Raw genomic sequence first — 18211 nt, 5'->3', positions numbered from 1 at the left:
CAGGCGTGAAGTTCACCGACGGCTACTGGCTGCTGCGCGAGGGCGTGACCGCGGCCCACCCGGTCGAGGTCCTCGACGTGAGCGCCGCCGCGGACACTCTGGAGATCCACGCGCCCACGCAGCCCATCCGCCACCGCGGCGACCTGCTGAAGGGACCGGTCGTGACGATCAGCGCGTACGCGCCGATACCGGACGTCATCGGCGTCACGTTCACGCACTTCCAGGGAGAAGAACCACGCGGCCCCCGGTTCGAGCTGCGGAAGGCCGAGTTCTCCCCGCACATGGCGTACGACGAGGAGCACGCGACCCTCATCGCGGGCGCCCTCTCCCTCAAGGTCGCCCGCACCAGCCCCTGGCACCTCGACTTCCTCGCCCACGGCCGCACCCTCACCACCAGCGGCCCCAAGGGCATGGGCATCATGCGGGACGCCACCGGCGCCCACTATCTGCGCGAACAGCTGAACCTCGGCGTCGGCACCCAGGTCTACGGCCTCGGCGAACGCTTCGGGCCGCTCGTCAAGAACGGCCAGGTCGTCGACATGTGGAACGCCGACGGCGGCACGGCCACCGAACAGGCCTACAAGAACGTGCCGTTCTATCTCACGGACGCGGGCTACGGCGTCTTCGTCGACCATCCGGGAAGGGTGTCCTTCGAGGTCGGCTCGGAAGCGGTCTCGCGGGTGCAATTCAGCGCCGAGACACAGCAGTTGACGTATTACGTCATCTACGGGCCGAGCCCGAAGGACATCCTGCGCAAGTACACGGCGCTCACCGGGCGTCCGGCCCTGCCGCCCGCCTGGTCCTTCGGCCTGTGGCTGTCGACGTCGTTCACCACCTCCTACGACGAGGCCACCGTCACCTCCTTCATCGACGGCATGCGGGAGCGCGAACTCCCGCTCTCCGTCTTCCACTTCGACTGCTTCTGGATGCGCGAGTTCAACTGGTGCGACTTCCAGTGGGACCCGCGCGTCTTCCCCGACCCGGAGGGGATGCTGGCCCGACTGAAGGACAAGGGGCTGCGGATCTGCGTATGGATCAATCCGTACATCGCGCAGCGCTCACCGCTGTTCGCGGAGGGGCGGGCGCTCGGGCATCTGCTCAAGCGGCCGGACGGCAGTGTCTGGCAGTGGGACCTGTGGCAGCCGGGCATGGCGCTGGTCGACTTCACCAGCGAAGAGGCCCGGCAGTGGTACGCGTCGAAGCTGGAGGCACTGCTCGCGCAGGGCGTCGACTGCTTCAAGACCGACTTCGGCGAACGGGTCCCGGTGGACGTGGCGTACGCCGACGGCAGCGACCCCGAGCGTATGCACAACTACTACACCTACCTGTACAACCAGACCGTCTTCGATGTGCTGCGCAAACACCGGGGCGAGGCGGAGGCCGTGGTCTTCGCTCGCTCGGCGACCACCGGGAGCCAGAAGTTCCCGGTGCACTGGGGCGGCGACTGCGAGGCCACGTACGAGTCCATGGCCGAGTCGCTGCGCGGCGGGCTGAGCCTCGGATTGTCGGGGTTCGGCTTCTGGAGCCATGACATCGGCGGGTTCGAGGGGACACCGACGCCCGCGCTGTTCAAACGGTGGATCGCCTTCGGGCTGCTGTCCTCGCACAGCCGGCTGCACGGCTCGTCCTCGTACCGGGTGCCGTGGCTGTTCGACGAGGAGGCCGTGGACGTCCTGCGGCTGTTCACCCGGCTCAAGCTCGGCCTCATGCCCTACCTGTACGAGGCCGCCCGCGCCGCCCACACGGAGGGCGTGCCGATGATGCGGGCCATGGTGCTGGAGTTCCCGGACGATCCGGGGTGCGCGCATCTGGAGCGGCAGTACATGCTCGGGCCGGATCTGCTGGTCGCGCCCGTCTTCAGCGACGAGGGGGAGGTCTCGTACTACGTCCCGGACGGGACCTGGACGCACTTCCTCAGCGGGCGGACGGTGACCGGGCCACGCTGGGTGCGCGAACGGCACGGTTTCCTGAGCGTGCCCCTGCTGGTCCGGCCGGGGGCGGTGATTCCGGTGGGCGCGGTGGACGACCGCCCCGACTATGTGCACGCCGACGGGGTCACCCTGCACGCGTACGGCCTGGAGCGCGGCGCCCAGGTCACGGTGCCGGTGGGCGGGGTGACCTTCACCGTCGTCCGCGAGGGCGACACCCTGCGGGCCTCGTCCAGTGATCCCGCGGCACCGTGGGGGCTCGCGGCGGGCGGGCGCGAGGTGCGGGCGAAGGCGGGGACGGGGTTCTTGTCACTGGAGCTGGGGTCCGAGTAATGGTCAAGATCACCGATGTGGCGCGGCACGCCAGGGTGTCCCCGAGCACCGTCTCGTACGCCCTCAGCGGCAAGCGCCCGATATCCGAGGAGACCCGGCAGCGCATCGAGGCCAGCATCCGCGAGCTGGGCTACCGCCCGCACGCGGGCGCGCGGGCGCTGGCCAGCAGCCGGTCCAACGTACTGGCGCTGGTGGTGCCGCTGCGGGCCGGCATCCATGTACCGGTCGTGATGCAGTTCGCGGTGTCGGTGGTGACGGCCGCGCGGCGGCACGATCACGACGTGCTGCTGCTGACGCAGGAGGAGGGCGAGGAGGGGCTCAGGCGGGTCGCCGACACCGCGCTCGTGGACGCGCTGATCGTGATGGACGTCCAGCTGCGCGATCCCCGGCTGCCGTTGCTGCGCGCGCTGGACCGGCCGTCCGTCCTCATCGGGTTCCCGCTCCAGCCCGACGGGCTGACCTGCATCGACCTCGACTTCAAGGCGGCGGGCGAGGTGTGCGTCGAACGGCTGGCGGGGCTCGGGCACCGGGTGGTGGCTCTGGTCGGGTCGCCGCCCGAGGTGTATGTGCGGGGGACGGCGTTCGCCCAGCGGGTGGTGGAGGGCTTCACGGCCGCCGCCGACCGGGGCGGCCTCGCGTCCTCCGTTCACCCCTGCGAGGCCTCGCCCGCCGCCGCCCGCCGGGTCGCCGAGCAACTGCTGCGCGAACACCCGGCGTTGACCGGTGTCGTCGTACACAACGAGCCGGTCCTCGAGCCGCTGATCGACGCCTTCGAGCAGCTCGGCCTACGGGTCCCCGTCGACCTGTCCGTCACCGCCATCTGCCCGGACGAACTCGCCGAGAACGTCCGCGTCCCCGTCACCTCCATCGCCCTCCCGTCCGCCGAAGTGGGCGCGCAGGCGGTCGAGCTGCTGATGAAGAAGCTGAGTGGCACGCCCGTACCGGAGGCGACCCTGCTCGCCCCGCGACTGACGGAGCGGGCCAGCACCGCACCGCGCACGCTGACCTCTTAAGGAGCCGTGACATGAGGGAAGGCAAGAGAAGCACGAGAAGACAAGGAAGACAGGAAGGAAGACAAGGGAGACAAGGGAAGCAGGGGAGACAGGGGAGACAGAGAACCACCGTCATGGTGGCCCTGACCCTGATCGCCGGCCTCTGTGCCACCGTTCCCGCGGGGGCGGACACCCCCTCGTACGCCTTCCGCGACCCCCGCCTCCCCGTCACCGCACGCGTCGACGACCTGCTCGCCCGCCTGACCCTCGACGAGAAGATCTCCCTCCTGCACCAGTACCAGCCCGCGATCCCCCGCCTGGGAATCCAGTCGTTCCGCACCGGCACCGAGGCCCTGCACGGAGTCGCCTGGCTCGGCAAGACCACGGTCTTCCCACAGGCGATCGGACTCGCCTCGACCTGGGACCCGGCGCTGATCGAGCAGGTCGGCTCGGCGGTCGGCGACGAGGCACGCGGCTTCCAGCAGGAACGCCCGGCCGGCTGGGGCCTCAACCTCTGGGCACCCGTGGTGAACCTGCTGCGCGACCCGCGCTGGGGACGCAACGAGGAGGGCTACTCCGAGGACCCGTACCTCACCGGCTCGATCTCCACCGCGTACGGCGACGGCCTGACCGGCGGCGACCCCGACCACCTCAAGACGGCCCCCACCCTCAAGCACTACCTCGCCAACAACAACGAGACGAACCGCACGACCACGTCCTCCGACCTGCGCCCGCGCGTCCAGCACGAGTACGACGAGGCGGCCTTCAAGCCGGCGATCGAGGCGGACGCGGCGACGGGCGTGATGTCCTCGTACAACCTGGTCAACGGCCGTCCGGCGACGGTGAATCCGGACCTGGACGACGTCGTGCGCTCCTGGACGGACCAGGACCTCCTGAACGTCTCCGACGCCTTCGCCCCCGCCAACCTCCCCGGCGACCAGCACTACTACCCCACCCTCGCCGAGGGCGACGCGGCCGCCCTGAAGGCGGGCCTCGACAGCTTCACGGACAACAGCGCGGACTCCGGACCGACGGTCACAGCCGTCAACTCGGCCTTGCGGCAAGGCCTGTTGAAGGAGTCGGACATCGACACGGCGGCCGGTCACATCCTGTCCGTCCGCGTCCGGCTCGGCGAGTTCGACCCGGGCGGCGGCACGTACGGCTCGATCGACAAGTCGGTGATCAACAGCCCGGCCCACCAGGAGCTCGCGCGCAAGGCGGCGGCGGAGGGCGCGGTACTGCTCAAGAACAAGGACGTGCTGCCCCTGAAGACCTCGGCGAAGAACGTGGCCGTCGTCGGCCCGCTCGCCGACACCCTCTACACGGACTGGTACTCGGGCACGCTGCCGTACGCGGTCACACCCGCCGACGGCATCTCCACGAAGCTCGGCGCCGCGGTGGCGAGCAGCGAGGGCGTCGACCGCATCGCGCTGAAGAACACGACGACGGGCAAGTACGTCACGGCGGGGACGGACGCCGACGGGGCGGCCCTGCGGGAGAGCGCGGAGACCGGTGCGGCCACCCAGTTCGACGCGTTCGATTGGGGCTCCGGCATCGTCACCCTGCGCTCGGCCGCCAACGGCAAGTACGTCGGCTACAACTGGTCGAACTTCGTCAACGACCAGGTCCAGCCCGACGGTTGGTACGTACAGCAGCAGTTCAAGCTGGAGGACCAGGGCGACGGAACGTACCTGCTGCGCTACGCGGGCTACGAGACCGCCGAGCCCTGGTGGTCCAACCCGGTCTACCTCGGCCCGACGGACGCGGACGGCACACTCGGCCTGGTCGAAAAGCCGGGGGCCGCCCACTACACGAAGGACGTCGTCCGCAGCGGCGTCGACGAGGCCGTGGCCGCGGTGAAGGGCAAGGACACGGCGGTGGTCGTGGTCGGTTCGATGCCCGCGATCAACGGCCGCGAGGCCCACGACCGCACGGACATGGGCCTGGCCCCGTCCCAGGAAGCCCTGGTCAAGGCGGTGAAGGCGGCCAACCCGAAGACGGTGGTGGTGGTCGAGAACAGCTACCCGACCACCCTCGGCGCCCTCCAGAAAGAGGTCCCCGCCATCCTCTGGACCACCCACGCGGGCCAGGAGACCGGCAACGCCCTCGCCGACGTCCTCTACGGCGACACGAACCCCGCGGGCCGCCTCACCCAGACCTGGTACCAGTCGGAGTCGGACCTCCCGTCGATCCTCGACTACGACATCATCAAGTCCGACCGCACCTACCAGTACTTCAAGGGACAGCCGCTCTACCCCTTCGGCTACGGCCTGTCCTACACGAGCTTCCGCTACGGCGACCTGAAGCGAGTGAACGGCGGCTACGAGGTGGCGGTAACGAACACGGGCCACCGCGCCGGCGACGAGGTCGTGCAGCTCTACACCCACCAGCGCGTCTCCCGCGACAAACAACCCCTCAAGCAGCTGAAGGCGTACGCACGGGTGTCGCTGAAGCCGGGCGAGACGAAGACGGTGAAGCTGAGCCTGCGCACGAAGGACCTCGCCCACTGGGACGTCACGCGCTCCAAGTGGGTGGTCGAGACCGGCACGTACGACGTCCTGGTCGGCGCCTCCTCGACCGACATCCGCTCTCGTACGACGCTCAGGGCACAGGGCGAGACGATCCCGGCCCGGGACCTCACGAGGACGACCCGGGCGGAGAACTTCGACGACTACGACGGGATCCGCCTGGTCGACGAGTCGAAGGCGCGCGGGACGGCGGTGGGTTCCGGCGGTGACGGCGCCTGGCTGAAGTTCGCAGACGTCCAACTGGGCTCGGGCGCTAAGGAGTTCGCCGCACGGGTCGCGGGCGCGTCCGGCACCGTCGAGGTCCGCCTCGGTTCCCCGACCGGCCCGCTCGCCGGCACCGCCCGTACGGACGGCACGTCATCCCCGTACACCTACGAGACGGTGACCGCCGCCCTGTCCGGCGCGGCGAAAGGCCGTACGGATGTGTATCTGGTCCTGAGCGGGGGCGTGCGCCTGTCGACGTTCTCGCTTCGCTGACGTCGCACAGATATGACAATGGCCCCGCTGCCTCGGCAGCGGGGCCTTCGCCCAATGCCCCGTCTCAGAAAATCTGGTCGACGTAGGCCGGCACGGGCTCGTGGCCTCTCGGCGTGTCCGCACCCCGAAGCATCGGCTCCTGGCAGCAGGTGGACTCCCGCCAGGACTTCGCCGCCTACCTCCGTCTACTGGCGGCCGACTGTGAGCAGGCCTTTGCCGCAACAGGAGTCCCTGGCCTTGGTCAGGGCGACAGCAGAGGAACACGCACAAGCACCTCCGTAGGCACACCGTCCCTGACTCGTCCGCACTCACCGGGTGGTACAAGTCCACCAGCTACAGCGGCGGCGATCAGGGCGAATGCCTTGAGGTCGCCCGTGGTCACGCCGACGTGCCCGTCCGCGACAGCAAGGCCGTCACCGGTCCGGCGCTGGTCTTCTCGGCGGGCGGCTGGTCGGCGTTCGTCGACGCCCTCAAAGAGGGGCGCGTCGGCGGTTGAGGCGCTGGAAGGGTGAGTCCGGCGCTGATGCCGGTGGCGGGCAGTACGGTGGCAAGCACGGAGCGGACTACAGAGGAGCCTCGCGTGACCACGCAGCCTGACCACGGGCATGAGCTGATCCCTCGACCGGAGCGAACCCCCGAAGCGGTCCGCGTCGCCCTGGCCCGTATCGCCCCCCACCGGCTCGGCGAGATGGAGCAGCACAAAGAACAGGCGCTGGCCGCGGCCATCCTGGACGGCAAGATCGGCCACCTCCAGCACTGGCTCACCCACTGGCAGATGCAGGTCGAGATCGAGCGGCGCCCCGATCTGCATGCCCGCCACCAGGCCGCACTGGCCGCACTGAACAGCACCAGCAGCAAGGACGACCCGGCATTCCGCACCGCCGTGGACGACATTCGCGCCGTCGAGACCGAGGCCCTCCAGGCGGTGTCCGCTTGACCTGGAGATGGGAGTACGACCCGGACGAGGAACACGTCATCGGCGGAGCCCCACTCGCGTTCGTCGCCGAGGTCGAGAAGCAGGCCGACGAGCTCGTCCGCGCCGCCGCCGCGTTCTACCTCGACGGTGCCTCGTACCAGGGAGCCGGGCCGAAGGGGAACATCGCCCATGTCCCTGGAGGGCTCTTCCTGTACCTGATCGTCCCCCGGCACGAGTGTCTGTACGTTCACCAGGCGACCTGCCTGTGACCGATCACGACCCGGTGCGCATCACCTCCCGCAACGGCGACGCGATCCTCATGTCCGCCGACGACTACGACTCCTGGCAGGAGACCGTCTACCTGCTGCGCTCCCCCGCCAACGCCCAGCGCCTGATGGAGGCCGTCGCCCGCGACCGGGAAGGCGCACCCACCGTCCCCAAAACCATGGATGAGCTGCGGGAGCTGGCCGGGGGCGAGGAGTGAGAAGCGTCCACTTCGACTCCGACGTCTGGGAGGACTTCCTTTTCTGGCTCGCCTCGGACCGCAAGACGGCTGGTCCCGCCGAATCGACGACGAGCACCGCCTCGTGTACCGGGCGGACGACAAGGAAGTGAAGATCCTCAAGGCCCGATACGAATACCGACCCAACGACGAAGGCCCCGCTGCTCGAAGCAGCGGGGCCTTCGCCTCACATGGGATGAGTGGAGATGGCGGGAATCGAACCCGCGTCCACCGGTGCAGAATCAGGGCTTCTCCGAGCGCAGTTCGCTACGATTTTCTCGGCCCCGGAGATCTCGCGAACAAGTCTCCGACGGGCCCAGCCACTGTTTGATTTCCCGCCGAACCCCGTGACCGGGCTCGGCGGTTTAGTTCCCTAGATTATGCCAGGGTCCGGGTCGGGAACACCCCCGGGCTGACACCCTTTTAGGGTCCTTCAGTCGCTGTTATTAGGCAGCGAGGGCGAAGGACTGGGAATCGCTCTTGGAATTGGCGATTATTGGTTGCGACATATGGTTTACGAGATCATTGCCGCTTCCTCGGCTCGCTTCCCCTGCTTCGACAGCCGCTGTCGAAACCGATCATCCCCATGTTGATTTTTCAAAACCAGGTCTTTCGACCCGCGCACCCGCTGTGAGGTGCAGTTGCCATCGTACGTGAACAACGCACGACGATGCCAGCCTATTCCCGGCGACCGACCGCCTACGGACCACCTACGGATCGCCTACGGACCTCCTACTGGCCCCGCTGCTTCCGCTTGGCCGCCGCGATCGCGCGGTCCGACTCCCGCCGGTCCTGCTTCTCACGCAGGGTCTGGCGCTTGTCGTACTCCTTCTTACCGCGGGCGAGCGCGATCTCGGCCTTCGCCCGACCGTCCTTGAAGTACAGGGCGAGGGGCACGATGGTGTGACCCGTCTCCTCGGACTTCGACGCCAGCTTGTCGATCTCCTCGCGGTGCAGGAGCAGCTTGCGCTTACGGCGCACGGAGTGGTTGGTCCAGGTGCCCTGGCTGTACTCGGGGATGTGGGCGTTGTGCAGCCACGCCTCGTTGCCGTCGATCTGGACGAAGCCGTCGGTCAGCGAGGCGCGTCCCTGGCGCAGGGACTTCACCTCGGTGCCGGTGAGCACGAGCCCGGCCTCGTAGGTGTCGATGATGGCGTAGTCGTGCCGCGCCTTCTTGTTCTGCGCGACGATCTTGCGCTTGCCGTCCTTGGCCTTGCCTGCGGCCTGGCCGCCCTGCTTCGGCTGGGACTCCTTCGGTACGTACATTCCCTTACTCATAGTGCTGGCCATTTTCGCACTAGAGGGGGGTCCGAGGGAAAACTGATTACGCGGCTGATTACGAGGCGTCCCCGAGCCCGCTCAGCACGGTCTCCGCCCGCTCCAGCACCTGCGTGTCCACGTCGAGGTCGGGGGTGATGCCCTGCCCGTCGACGCCACGTCCGGAGGGGGTGCGGTAGTGCCCGACGGTCAGCTCGGCGACGGAGCCGTCGGGCAGCCGGCTCGGCATCTGGACCGAGCCCTTGCCAAAGGTTCTGGAGCCCACGACGACCGCACGGCCGCGATCCTGGAGGGCGCCGGTCAGGAGTTCGGCCGCGCTCATCGTGCCGCCGTCGACGAGCGCGACCAGAGGTCTGGTGGTGTCACCGCCCGGATCGGCGTGCAGGGCGCGCTGCTCGCCGTTGTCGTCGTACGTGGCGACGAGGCCGCCGTCGAGGAGGGCGGAGGCGGCGGTGGTGGCCTCGGTGACCAGGCCGCCGGAGTTGCCGCGCAGATCGAGGACGATCCCGGCCTTCTTGGGGGCCTGCTCGACGGCGGTCCGTACGGCGTCGCCCGCACCCTTGGTGAAGGCGGCGACCTTGATCACGGTGATGCGGCCGGTGAGCGCGCGTACGGTCACGGAGTCCGTGGACAGCAGGGCGCGGCGCAGTGTCTCGCTCCACGCGCGCGTGCCGCGCTGCAGGCCGAGGGAGACCTTCGTGCCGGCGGCCGCGTCGTCCGCGTCCCCGCGCAGTAAGGAGACGACCTCGGTGACCGGTCTGCCGTCCACGCTCTCGCCGTCGACGCTGCGCAGCCGGTCGCCCTCACGGATCCCGGCGGCGGCCGCGGGCGAGCCGGTCTGGACCCGGGCCACTTCGATCCGGCCGTCGCGCTCGCGCCTGGCCCACAGTCCGACGCCCGTGTACTGGCCGTCGAGGGCTTCCTCGAACTCCTCGTACTCGCCCCGGGAGTAGACCGCGCCCCAGCGGTCGCCACTGCGGCTGACGGCGCGCCTGGCGGCCTCCATGGGGGACTTGCCGTCGGCCATCGCCTCGGCGGCGGCCTCGGTGACGTCCTCGTCATGGCCCGCGGGCGTCGAACGGGAGGCGGAGGAGGCGGATTTCCGGCCCGGCTCGGAGAAGGAGCCGTTCGCCGCACCGGTGACGAGAACGCACGCGAACACCAATGTCAGGGTGGCCCCGCGGCCGACGCGGCGGGGCTGACAGAAGGGGTCACGGCCTGACATGGCGGTGAGTCTAGGACAACGCAAAGGGCCGCACCGCCGGTTGGCAGTACGGCCCCCTTGGCATGCGTCACACCTTCAGGTACTTGCGCAACGCGAAGAACGCGGCAAGCGCGGGCATCAGCAGGCTCGTCGCGAGGATGAGCGGCAGCTTGGTCAACACGGCGTCCCAGCCGATGAAGTTGATCAGATTCAGCTTCTCGGACAGCGCCAGACCGTGATCGATGATGAAGTAGCGCGCGATCACCAGGAAGCCGCAGGCGACACCACCGCCGATGAGCCCGGCGACCGCGGCCTCCATGATGAACGGGGCCTGGATGTAGAAGCCGGAGGCGCCGACGAGGCGCATGATCCCCGTTTCTCTCCGACGGCTGAACGCCGAGACGCGCACCGTGTTGACGATCAGCATCAGGGCGACGACCAGCATCATCGCCATCACCGCGCGCGCGGCCCAGTTCATGCCGTTGAGCAGCCCGAAGAGGTTGTCCAGGATGCCCTTCTGGTCCTGCACGGACTGCACGCCGTCACGCCCGTCGAAGGCGGTCGCGATGACCTGGTACTTCTCCGGGTCCTTCAGCTTGATGCGGTACGACTCCTGCATCTGGTCGGGAGTCAGGGAGCTGGCCAGCGGGGAGTCGCCGAACTGCTCCTTGTAGTGCTTGTACGCCTGGTCCGACGACTCGTAGGTGACCTTGTCGACGACCGACATCTTCCCCAGGTCACCGGTGATCTGGTCCTTCTGCTCACTGGTGACCGCCCCCTTGGCGCAGTTGGGGTCGGACTCCGCGTCGCTCTTGTTGCAGAGGAAGATCGAGACGTTGACCTTGTCGTACCAGTAGCCCTTCATGGTGCTCACCTGGTCGCTCATCAGGAGCGAACCGCCGAACAGGGCGAGGGAGAGGGCGACCGAGACGATGACCGCGAAGGTCATCGTCAGATTGCGTCGGAGACCGACACCGATCTCCGACAGAACGAACTGGGCGCGCATGCGTCTGCTAAGCCTTTCCGTGGACCGTCGTCAGTGCTGGTAGCCGTAGACGCCGCGCGCCTGGTCGCGGACGAGGCGGCCCTGCTCCAGCTCGATGACGCGCTTGCGCATCTGGTCCACGATGTTCTGGTCGTGCGTCGCCATCAGCACGGTCGTGCCCGTCCGGTTGATGCGGTCGAGCAGCTTCATGATGCCGACGGAGGTCTGCGGGTCGAGGTTGCCGGTCGGCTCGTCGGCGATGAGGAGCTTGGGCCGGTTCACGAAGGCTCTCGCGATGGCCACCCGCTGCTGCTCACCACCGGACAGCTCGCCCGGCCTGCGGTCCTCCTTGCCGCCGAGCCCGACGAGGTCGAGCACCTGGGGCACGGACTTGCGGATCTCACCGCGGGACTTGCCGATGACCTCCTGCGCGAAGGCGACGTTCTCGGCAACCGTCTTGTTCGGCAGCAGCCGGAAGTCCTGGAAGACGGTCCCCAGCTGGCGCCGCATGTGCGGCACCTTCCAGTTGGAGATGCGCGCGAGGTCCTTGCCCAGGACGTGCACCTGGCCGTGACTGGTCCGCTCCTCGCGGAGGATCAGCCGCAGGAAGGTGGACTTTCCGGAGCCGGAGGACCCCACGAGGAACACGAACTCACCACGCTCGACCTCCAGGGAGACATCCCTGAGAGCGGGGCGGGTCTGCTTGGGGTAGACCTTGGAGACATTGTCGAATCGGATCACGGATGCACCACGGGTCGCCGGGGGTAGGTGTGCGTGACCATACGCGAACCGGGTGGGCGCGCGCAGTCGGCGTACGCGGTTGCGCGAGGCTTGCACTTTTTGTCACGGATCTGAACGGCTGGAAAGCGGCCGAGCGGGGCAGGATAAGGGGAGCCGCGCCGAATTCCGCGGAACCTGGCACAGTGGAGGGGGAACGGTTGCGTTCCCCGCAGCGTTATGTACGCGAAGGACGGTGCAAGGAGGGCAAGCGCATGACGTACGACCGATTGGTGTGCGCGAACTGCGCGGCGCCCGTCAGCGAGGGTCGCTGCCCGGTCTGCCGCGCGAACCGGGAGCGGCTGCAGCAGGAGAGCCCCTTCGCGGGGCTGACCCCGATGGCACTGATCGCGCTGCTGGTCGTGCTGATCGCGGCAGTGGCGCTGCTGGCCCACCAGACGGCGTGAGGCCGGCGGGAGCGGCTCGGCGAAGCCGTGGGCATCCCTGATGAACACCGCACAGGCGCCGCGGACGTACGTCGGCCGCAGGCACCCCTGACGTGAGAAAGGCCCGGAGCGACTCGCTCCGGGCCTTCTCGCGCTTACGCGCAGGCGCTGTGCGCTTACGCGGCGGCGCCGCGGCCGCCCGCGAGGCGCGGCAGCAGACGGAAGCCGATACCGCCGGCGATCATCGTGGCGGCACCGATCAGCAGGAACGTGGTCTGAGCGGCACCCGTCTCGGCGAGCTCACCGTTCTCACCCTGGGCGGAGGTGTCGGAGGAGGTCTCCGCGCCCGTGTCGGTCAGGCCGGAGGAACCCTCACCCTGCGCGACGGGCTGGGAGCCGCCGTCGGGGTCGGCGTCATTACCACCCGTGCCCGTGCCGGACCCGTCGGTCGGGTCCTCGGTGGGCTCCTCGGTCGGGTCGCTGGGCTCGGTCGGCTCCTCAGTGGGGTCCGTCGGCTCGTCGGTCGGCTCGGTCGGCTCCTCCGTCGGCTCGGTCGGCTCCTCCGTGGGGATCGTCGGCTCCTCCGTGGGCTCCGTCGGCTCCTCGGTGGGCTCGGTCGGCTCCTCGGTGGGCTCGGTCGGGATGCCCGTCGGATCCTCGCTCGGGCCGTCGATACCGACACCCACGCCGACACCGGATTCGTCGGCACTGACGCCCACGTTCACACCCGCCACGCTCACGCCGAGGTCGAGCGCCGAAGCAGCACCCGCGGCGGTCAGCGAAGCGCCTGCGGCAATCACCGCACCGGCGGCGATCCGCGCCACGCGAATTCGCGTCTTCTTGGTCATCTGCTTGCTACCCCCAGTAGCTGATCGTCAATGGAGCAGCGTCCGGGGCCACGGCGTCACAGGTGGCTCACTCAGCCCCCGGTTCACATGCGCCCCAGAGATACGCATGCCACGCGTTACCATTCCCAGTTTTCACAGCAGCGTCAAGGTCGTTGCGTACGCGATGTCCAGATCAACATCATTTGACCACCATGAAGACATGTGACTGTGACGTAAAACCCAGACGACCCACACACAAAAGGCAACTGCCGTCCATGGAACGGCAGTTGCCTTGTCGACAAAGAGCCCAAAGAAATCTCTTCAGAGACCCTCGGGGTTCCGCCCTACTTCTCCTGCTGCTTGCGCCAGCGAATTCCGGCCTCGAGGAACCCGTCGATCTCGCCGTTGAAAACGGCTTCGGGGTTACCGACTTCGTATTCCGTCCGCAGGTCCTTGACCATCTGGTACGGGTGCAGGACGTACGAACGCATCTGGTTGCCCCAGGAGTTGCCGCCGTCGCCCTTGAGGGCGTCCATCCTGGCCTGCTCCTCCTGGCGGCGCCGCTCGAGCAGCTTGGCCTGGAGCACGTTCATCGCGCTCGCCTTGTTCTGGATCTGCGACCGCTCGTTCTGGCAGGACACGACGATGCCGGTGGGGAGGTGGGTGAGCCGCACCGCGGAGTCGGTGGTGTTGACACCCTGACCACCGGGTCCGGACGACCGGTACACATCCACCCGGAGCTCGGACTCGTCGATCTCGATGTGATCGGTCTGCTCGACGACAGGCAGGATCTCGACACCCGCGAAGGACGTCTGGCGCCGCCCCTGGTTGTCGAACGGCGAGATCCGCACGAGGCGGTGCGTGCCCTGCTCCACGGACAGCGTTCCGTACGCGTACGGGACGTGGACGGCGAAGGTGGTGGACTTGATGCCCGCCTCTTCCGCGTACGAGGTCTCGTAGAGCTCCGTCTTGTAGCCGTGGCGCTCCGCCCAGCGCAGATACATGCGCTGCAGCTTCTCGGTGAAGTCGGAGGCGTCGACACCACCGGCCTCGGCACGGATCGTGACGACGGCCTCGCGGGAGTCGTACTCCCCGGAGAGCAGGGTCCGGACTTCCATCTCATCCAGCGCCTTCCTGACGGCGGTGAGCTCGGACTCGGCCTCGGCACGGGTGTCCGGGTCGTCCTCCTCCTCAGCCATCTCGAAGAGCACGCTCAGATCGTCGATACGCCCGCGCAGCGCCTCGGCCTTCCTGACCTCCGACTGGAGGTGGCTCAGCTTGCTGGTGATCTTCTGCGCCGCGTCCGGGTCGTCCCACAGGGACGGCGCGGCCGCCTGCTCCTCGAGCACGGCGACATCTGCCCTCAGCTTGTCGAGGTCCAGGACGGCCTCGATCGACTCCATGGTCGAGGAGAGGGACTTGAGCTCTTCGGATACATCGACGACTGCCACGCCTCCAGCGTAACGGCTACGGCAAGCACGGCTCGCCCCTCGCCCCTACGGGGTCGGTGCACCTGGGCTGAGCTGCGCGGGGGGGCTGTCGGCTGCGGGTGGGTGGGGGCTGGTCGCGCAGTTCCCCGCGCCCCTGAGGAGCGCATCTCCAGCCTGTCCGGCGTTTGAGGACGAGCCCCTCCGGCGAGCGGGGGTCCAGGGGGGCGCAGCGCCCCTGGCGGGGGTCTGGGGGCGGAGCCCCCAGGAACGGGATGGGACGGGTAGGGGCGGCGGGGGCGAGAAACCTCTCAGGGCGACGCCGGTGCCGAGTTCTTCGTGTCCTGGGGCGTGCCCCCCGCATCGTCCCCGGAGGTGGCCAGCCACGTACCGACCCCCACCGCCGCGACCAGCACCACCCCCGCCACCCCCAACGTGATCCGCCGCCGCCTCGCCGACGCCCGATGCCGCGCCGACCCCGGCCGCGGCGCCCCCGCCGCCCGCGGAGCACGCGCCGTCCCCCGCGCTCCACCCGCCAGCTCGTCCGGCCCCGGCACCCGCATCGACGTATGCGTGTCCCGATTCGAGTCCGGCGCGGCCCCCGGCACCAGCGGCACCGCCCCCCGCCGCACCCGCGAGACGGGCACGGCCGACTCCGCCGGCTCGCCCTCGTGGACTTCCTCCGCCGACTCCCCGTCCGGCTCGTCCACATCCAGCGGCGGCATCCCCGCCAGCAGGGGCAACTGCTCCCGCAGCCGCGCCCCCAGCTCGGACGCCCGCAACCGCGAGGCCGGCGCCTTGGCCAGACACTGCAGCAGCAGCTGCCACAGCTCCTCCGGGATCCCCGGCAGCGGAACGACGGTCTCGGTGACATGGCGCCGCAGCACCGCCCCCGGATGCCCGCCCCCGAAGGGCGTGAACCCGGCAAGGAGCTCGTACAGGACCGTCGCCAAGGCGTAGATGTCGACGGCGGCCCGCGGCGGCAGCCCCTCGATGATCTCGGGCGCCAGATAGTCCGGCGTACCGATGATCTTCGTGGCCCGGGTCCGCCGCGGCGAGTCGATGAGCTTGGCCACACCGAAGTCCGTGAGCAGCGCGGGGTGCGAGCCGCCGGGGCCGAGCGGGCCCTGCATGTCGAGCAGCACGTTCTCCGGCTTCACGTCCCGGTGCACGACCCCCGCCGCGTGCGCCGCCGCCAGCCCGTCGGCGACATCGGCCACGATCGCGACCGCGGCCTCGGGCGCCAGCCGCCGCTCCCGGTCCAGCCGGGTGCGCAGATCCGTACCGCGGACGAGATCCATGACGAGCGCGAGGTCATTCCCGTCGACGACGAGATCCCGCACAGCCACGACATGCGGATGGTCGAGCCCGAGCAGAGCCGTGCGCTCCTGTACGAAGCGGCCCACCAGCTCCTGGTCGGACGCGAGGTCCTCGCGCAGCAGCTTGATGGCGACGGGCCCCTCGGGTCCCTCGCCCAGCCACACCGTGCCGGCGCTGCCCCGCCCCAGAATCTGGTTCGCGGTGTACCGGCTCCCGATCTTCCGTGCCAAGACAGCTCCTACCGAGACGCGTGTTGTCGCTGCTGCGCCGTCCTGGGGACGCTGACATCAGCGGCTGCCGCCGCGGGCCCCCAGGCCCTCAGCCGACAAAACTACGCGTCCGGAGCCGCAACCTTCACCTCGGAGGCGGAAATCACCCGTCAGATGTCGACAAGTCCCCAGAGTCGGCTGTCCGTCGAGTGCCCGTCAGTTACCGGAAGAGGAGTCCCCGCCGAGATCCCCGATCCAATCGGTGGCGGTGGTGAACCAGTCGGTCAGCTGGTCCCAGTACCCCTTGGTGGTCCCGATCCAGCCCTGCAGGGGACTGAACTCCCAGACCAGCCACCCGGCGACGAACAGGATGACGATGGTGAACAGGCATCCCTTGAGGCAGCCGAGCCCTGGAATCTTCATCCGGTTGGGACTGGACTGCCGCGGCTCACGCGGCTGCCGCGGTGCGGGCGCCTCGGGCTGCTGCGGCGGGGGCGTGTACCGCTGCGGCTGCTGGCGCTGGGGCTGCGGCTGCTGGCGCTGCGGCTGCTGAGGTGCGTACGGCTGCGGCTGATGCTGCTGAGGCTGCGCGTACTGCTGCTGCGGATACCCGTACCCGGGCGGCGGCTGCTGCCCCTGCGGCGGCCGCTGCTGCTGTTGCTGTTGCTGCTGCTGCTGTTGCGGGCGCGCGACCTGTCGCTGCGGGCGACGGCGCAGCGGGTCCTGGTCGGGGTCGAGATACTGGACCTGCGTCTGCTCATTGCGGTCGCGGGCAGCGCGCAGCTGGTTCTGCCAGGGGTGCGGATCCTCGGGCTGACCGGGCTGACCGGGCTGCTGCCCGCCGGGCTGGTGCTGCGGCACCGGCGGCATGACGGCGGTCGGATCGGCCGCGCCGTGGTGCGGCAGTACGGAGGTGGGGTCGGCGTCACCGGTGTGCGGCAGGACGCTGGTCGCGCCGTTCGGGTCGTACGCCCCCGCGCCGTGCGGCAGCACCTGCGTGGGGTCGGCCGCACCGGGCATGCCCGGGACCGCAGCCGGCATCGGGTCGGGGGCGAGCAGCGCGCCCACCCCTTCGGCGGCGGCGATCTGCGCGGAGTTGGCGTGCACGCCGATGCCCGCGGCGACGGTGCGCAGGCCGCGCGCGAGGCTCTCGGCGCTGGGCCGCTCGTCCGGGTTCTTGCGCAGGCAGCGCTCTATGACGGTCCACAGCGGGTCCGGGACGGTCGACGGGCGGCGGGGCTCTGCGGAGAGGTGCTGGTGGAGCACCTCGAGGGCGGACCCGCCGGCGAACGGCGGACGCCCGGTGACCAGCTCGTACAGCAGAATGCCCGCCCCGTAGATGTCAACGGCGGACGTCTGCGGGCGCCCCTCCGCGGACTCGGGCGCGACATAGGCGGGCGTGCCGACGAACTCGTGGGTCCGGGTGAGACCCGGGGAGTCGGCGAGCCGGGCGATGCCGAAGTCGGTGAGCATCGGGTGCATCTGACCGCCGTCCTGCTTGAGCAGGACGTTCGCGGGCTTCAGGTCGCGGTGCACGACACCGTCGGCGTGGCTGGCGGCGAGCGCGTCGGCGACCTGGGCGGTCAGGAGGGCGGCGGCGACGGGCGAGAAGGGCCCGTTCTCGCGCAGGTAGCGATGGAGGTCGGGGCCGTCGACGAGGTCCATGACCAGCGCGAGCAGGTCGCCCTCGACGACGAGGTCCCGCACCCGCACGATGTTCGGGTGGGTCAGGCGCAGCAGCACGGACCTCTCCCGCAGGAACCGCATCACGACGTCCGCGTCGTTGGCGAGCTCCTCCTTGAGGACCTTGATCGCCACGGTCTCGCCGGGCTGGCCGGCCACGGCCGCCTCGGCGCCCGCGGTCTCCCGCTGGCGGGCTCGCCAGACGGTGCCCGTGGCGCCGCGTCCGAGCGGCTCCTCGAGCAGGTACTTGCTGCCTACCGGCCGCACGTCATGCGCTCCCTGCTGCTTGCTTGCCTGGTCCGTCCACCGTGATCACCGTGGTACAGGTGTTCCCGACCCACTGTAGTGCCGCCGTACAGGGCACTGGGCTGTCGTCTTCCTGTGCTTCCCCTGGGCGCTTGTGGTTCGTATAAGGGCTTACGTACACGTTCCCGTGCAT

Annotated in this window: 15 protein-coding genes, 1 other RNA gene and 2 pseudogenes; 9 read left to right on the top strand and 9 right to left on the bottom strand. The window is 69.3% G+C overall.

The window, feature by feature from the left end; translation table 11 throughout:
• Positions 1 to 5 precede the first annotated feature (5 nt).
• From yicI to ACX28W_RS15225, 8 genes and pseudogenes are all read left to right on the top strand, one after another.
• On the top strand, positions 6 to 2261 hold the full coding sequence (yicI, locus tag ACX28W_RS15260; RefSeq protein WP_458999482.1) for an alpha-xylosidase: 2256 nt from the start codon (positions 6 to 8) through the stop codon (positions 2259 to 2261).
• On the top strand, positions 2261 to 3274 hold the full coding sequence (locus ACX28W_RS15255) for a LacI family DNA-binding transcriptional regulator (RefSeq protein ID WP_458999480.1): 1014 nt from the start codon (positions 2261 to 2263) through the stop codon (positions 3272 to 3274). The genes yicI and ACX28W_RS15255 overlap by 1 nt, the downstream gene beginning before the upstream one ends.
• A 113-nt stretch (positions 3275 to 3387) precedes the next feature.
• Positions 3388 to 6258 (top strand): glycoside hydrolase family 3 protein, encoded by a 2871-nt coding sequence (locus tag ACX28W_RS15250; protein WP_458999478.1) that lies wholly within the window; start codon positions 3388 to 3390, stop codon positions 6256 to 6258.
• A 325-nt stretch (positions 6259 to 6583) separates the two neighbouring features.
• Positions 6584 to 6754 (top strand): annotated as a pseudogene (locus ACX28W_RS15245) (DUF397 domain-containing protein); the annotation flags it as partial.
• Between the two features lie 84 nt (positions 6755 to 6838).
• Positions 6839 to 7195, top strand: a complete 357-nt coding sequence (locus tag ACX28W_RS15240) for a hypothetical protein (protein ID WP_458999477.1) — start codon at positions 6839 to 6841, stop codon at positions 7193 to 7195.
• Complete coding sequence (locus ACX28W_RS15235) at positions 7192 to 7443, top strand: hypothetical protein (RefSeq protein ID WP_458999475.1); 252 nt, start codon at positions 7192 to 7194, stop codon at positions 7441 to 7443. The genes ACX28W_RS15240 and ACX28W_RS15235 overlap by 4 nt, the downstream gene beginning before the upstream one ends.
• Entirely contained in the window at positions 7440 to 7658 is a 219-nt protein-coding gene (locus ACX28W_RS15230; protein ID WP_458999473.1) for a type II toxin-antitoxin system Phd/YefM family antitoxin, read from the top strand. The genes ACX28W_RS15235 and ACX28W_RS15230 overlap by 4 nt, the downstream gene beginning before the upstream one ends.
• A pseudogene (locus ACX28W_RS15225) lies at positions 7655 to 7815 on the top strand (type II toxin-antitoxin system YoeB family toxin); the annotation flags it as partial. The gene ACX28W_RS15230 and the pseudogene ACX28W_RS15225, both read left to right, overlap by 4 nt.
• Before the next feature lie 59 nt (positions 7816 to 7874).
• On the opposite strand, the gene ssrA reads toward ACX28W_RS15225, so the two are convergent.
• From ssrA to ftsE, 5 genes are all read right to left on the bottom strand, one after another.
• Positions 7875 to 8262, bottom strand: a transfer-messenger RNA (tmRNA) gene (gene ssrA, locus ACX28W_RS15220).
• Positions 8263 to 8408: 146 nt separating this feature from the next.
• The gene (gene smpB / locus ACX28W_RS15215) at positions 8409 to 8942 is read right to left on the bottom strand and encodes an SsrA-binding protein SmpB (protein WP_362069683.1); all 534 of its coding nucleotides are present in this window, start codon (positions 8940 to 8942) and stop codon (positions 8409 to 8411) included.
• 70 nt (positions 8943 to 9012) lie between these two features.
• Complete coding sequence (locus tag ACX28W_RS15210; RefSeq protein ID WP_458999472.1) at positions 9013 to 10179, bottom strand: S41 family peptidase; 1167 nt, start codon at positions 10177 to 10179, stop codon at positions 9013 to 9015.
• A 67-nt stretch (positions 10180 to 10246) separates the two neighbouring features.
• Positions 10247 to 11164 (bottom strand): permease-like cell division protein FtsX, encoded by a 918-nt coding sequence (ftsX, locus tag ACX28W_RS15205; protein WP_458999470.1) that lies wholly within the window; start codon positions 11162 to 11164, stop codon positions 10247 to 10249.
• A 30-nt stretch (positions 11165 to 11194) separates the two neighbouring features.
• Complete coding sequence (gene ftsE / locus ACX28W_RS15200) at positions 11195 to 11884, bottom strand: cell division ATP-binding protein FtsE (RefSeq protein WP_362069692.1); 690 nt, start codon at positions 11882 to 11884, stop codon at positions 11195 to 11197.
• A 251-nt stretch (positions 11885 to 12135) separates the two neighbouring features.
• On the opposite strand from ftsE, the gene ACX28W_RS15195 reads away from it, so the two are divergent.
• Positions 12136 to 12327, top strand: a complete 192-nt coding sequence (locus ACX28W_RS15195) for a hypothetical protein (protein WP_458999469.1) — start codon at positions 12136 to 12138, stop codon at positions 12325 to 12327.
• A gap of 155 nt (positions 12328 to 12482) precedes the next feature.
• On the opposite strand, the gene ACX28W_RS15190 is transcribed toward ACX28W_RS15195, so the two are convergent.
• From ACX28W_RS15190 to ACX28W_RS15175, 4 genes are all read right to left on the bottom strand, one after another.
• A complete protein-coding gene (locus tag ACX28W_RS15190) occupies positions 12483 to 13154 on the bottom strand; it encodes a hypothetical protein (protein WP_458999467.1) in 672 nt (223 codons plus the stop codon).
• Between the two features lie 323 nt (positions 13155 to 13477).
• Positions 13478 to 14584 (bottom strand): peptide chain release factor 2, encoded by a 1107-nt coding sequence (prfB, locus tag ACX28W_RS15185; RefSeq protein WP_458999465.1) that lies wholly within the window; start codon positions 14582 to 14584, stop codon positions 13478 to 13480.
• Between the two features lie 287 nt (positions 14585 to 14871).
• Positions 14872 to 16110, bottom strand: coding sequence for a serine/threonine-protein kinase (locus ACX28W_RS15180; protein WP_458999464.1), 1239 nt, complete (start codon positions 16108 to 16110; stop codon positions 14872 to 14874).
• A gap of 195 nt (positions 16111 to 16305) precedes the next feature.
• A complete protein-coding gene (locus tag ACX28W_RS15175; RefSeq protein ID WP_458999462.1) occupies positions 16306 to 18039 on the bottom strand; it encodes a serine/threonine-protein kinase in 1734 nt (577 codons plus the stop codon).
• Positions 18040 to 18211: the final 172 nt, after the last annotated feature.

It is taken from the genome of Streptomyces sp. SD15 (assembly GCF_054462255.1).
The sequence above is the reverse complement of the archived record's forward strand: the minus strand, read 5'-3'. Positions and strand labels throughout refer to the sequence as shown.

Excerpts from the sequence above, each read along its gene's own strand:
- ACX28W_RS15255 (WP_458999480.1), top strand. The coding sequence starts at position 2,261 with ATGGTCAAGATCACCGATGTGGCGCGGCACGCCAGGGTGTCCCCGAGC.
- ACX28W_RS15195 (WP_458999469.1), top strand. The coding sequence starts at position 12,136 with ATGACGTACGACCGATTGGTGTGCGCGAACTGCGCGGCGCCCGTCAGC.
- ACX28W_RS15190 (WP_458999467.1), bottom strand. The coding sequence starts at position 13,154 with ATGACCAAGAAGACGCGAATTCGCGTGGCGCGGATCGCCGCCGGTGCG.
- ACX28W_RS15250 (WP_458999478.1), top strand. The coding sequence starts at position 3,388 with ATGGTGGCCCTGACCCTGATCGCCGGCCTCTGTGCCACCGTTCCCGCG.
- ACX28W_RS15210 (WP_458999472.1), bottom strand. The coding sequence starts at position 10,179 with ATGTCAGGCCGTGACCCCTTCTGTCAGCCCCGCCGCGTCGGCCGCGGG.
- ftsX (WP_458999470.1), bottom strand. The coding sequence starts at position 11,164 with ATGCGCGCCCAGTTCGTTCTGTCGGAGATCGGTGTCGGTCTCCGACGC.
- smpB (WP_362069683.1), bottom strand. The coding sequence starts at position 8,942 with ATGTACGTACCGAAGGAGTCCCAGCCGAAGCAGGGCGGCCAGGCCGCA.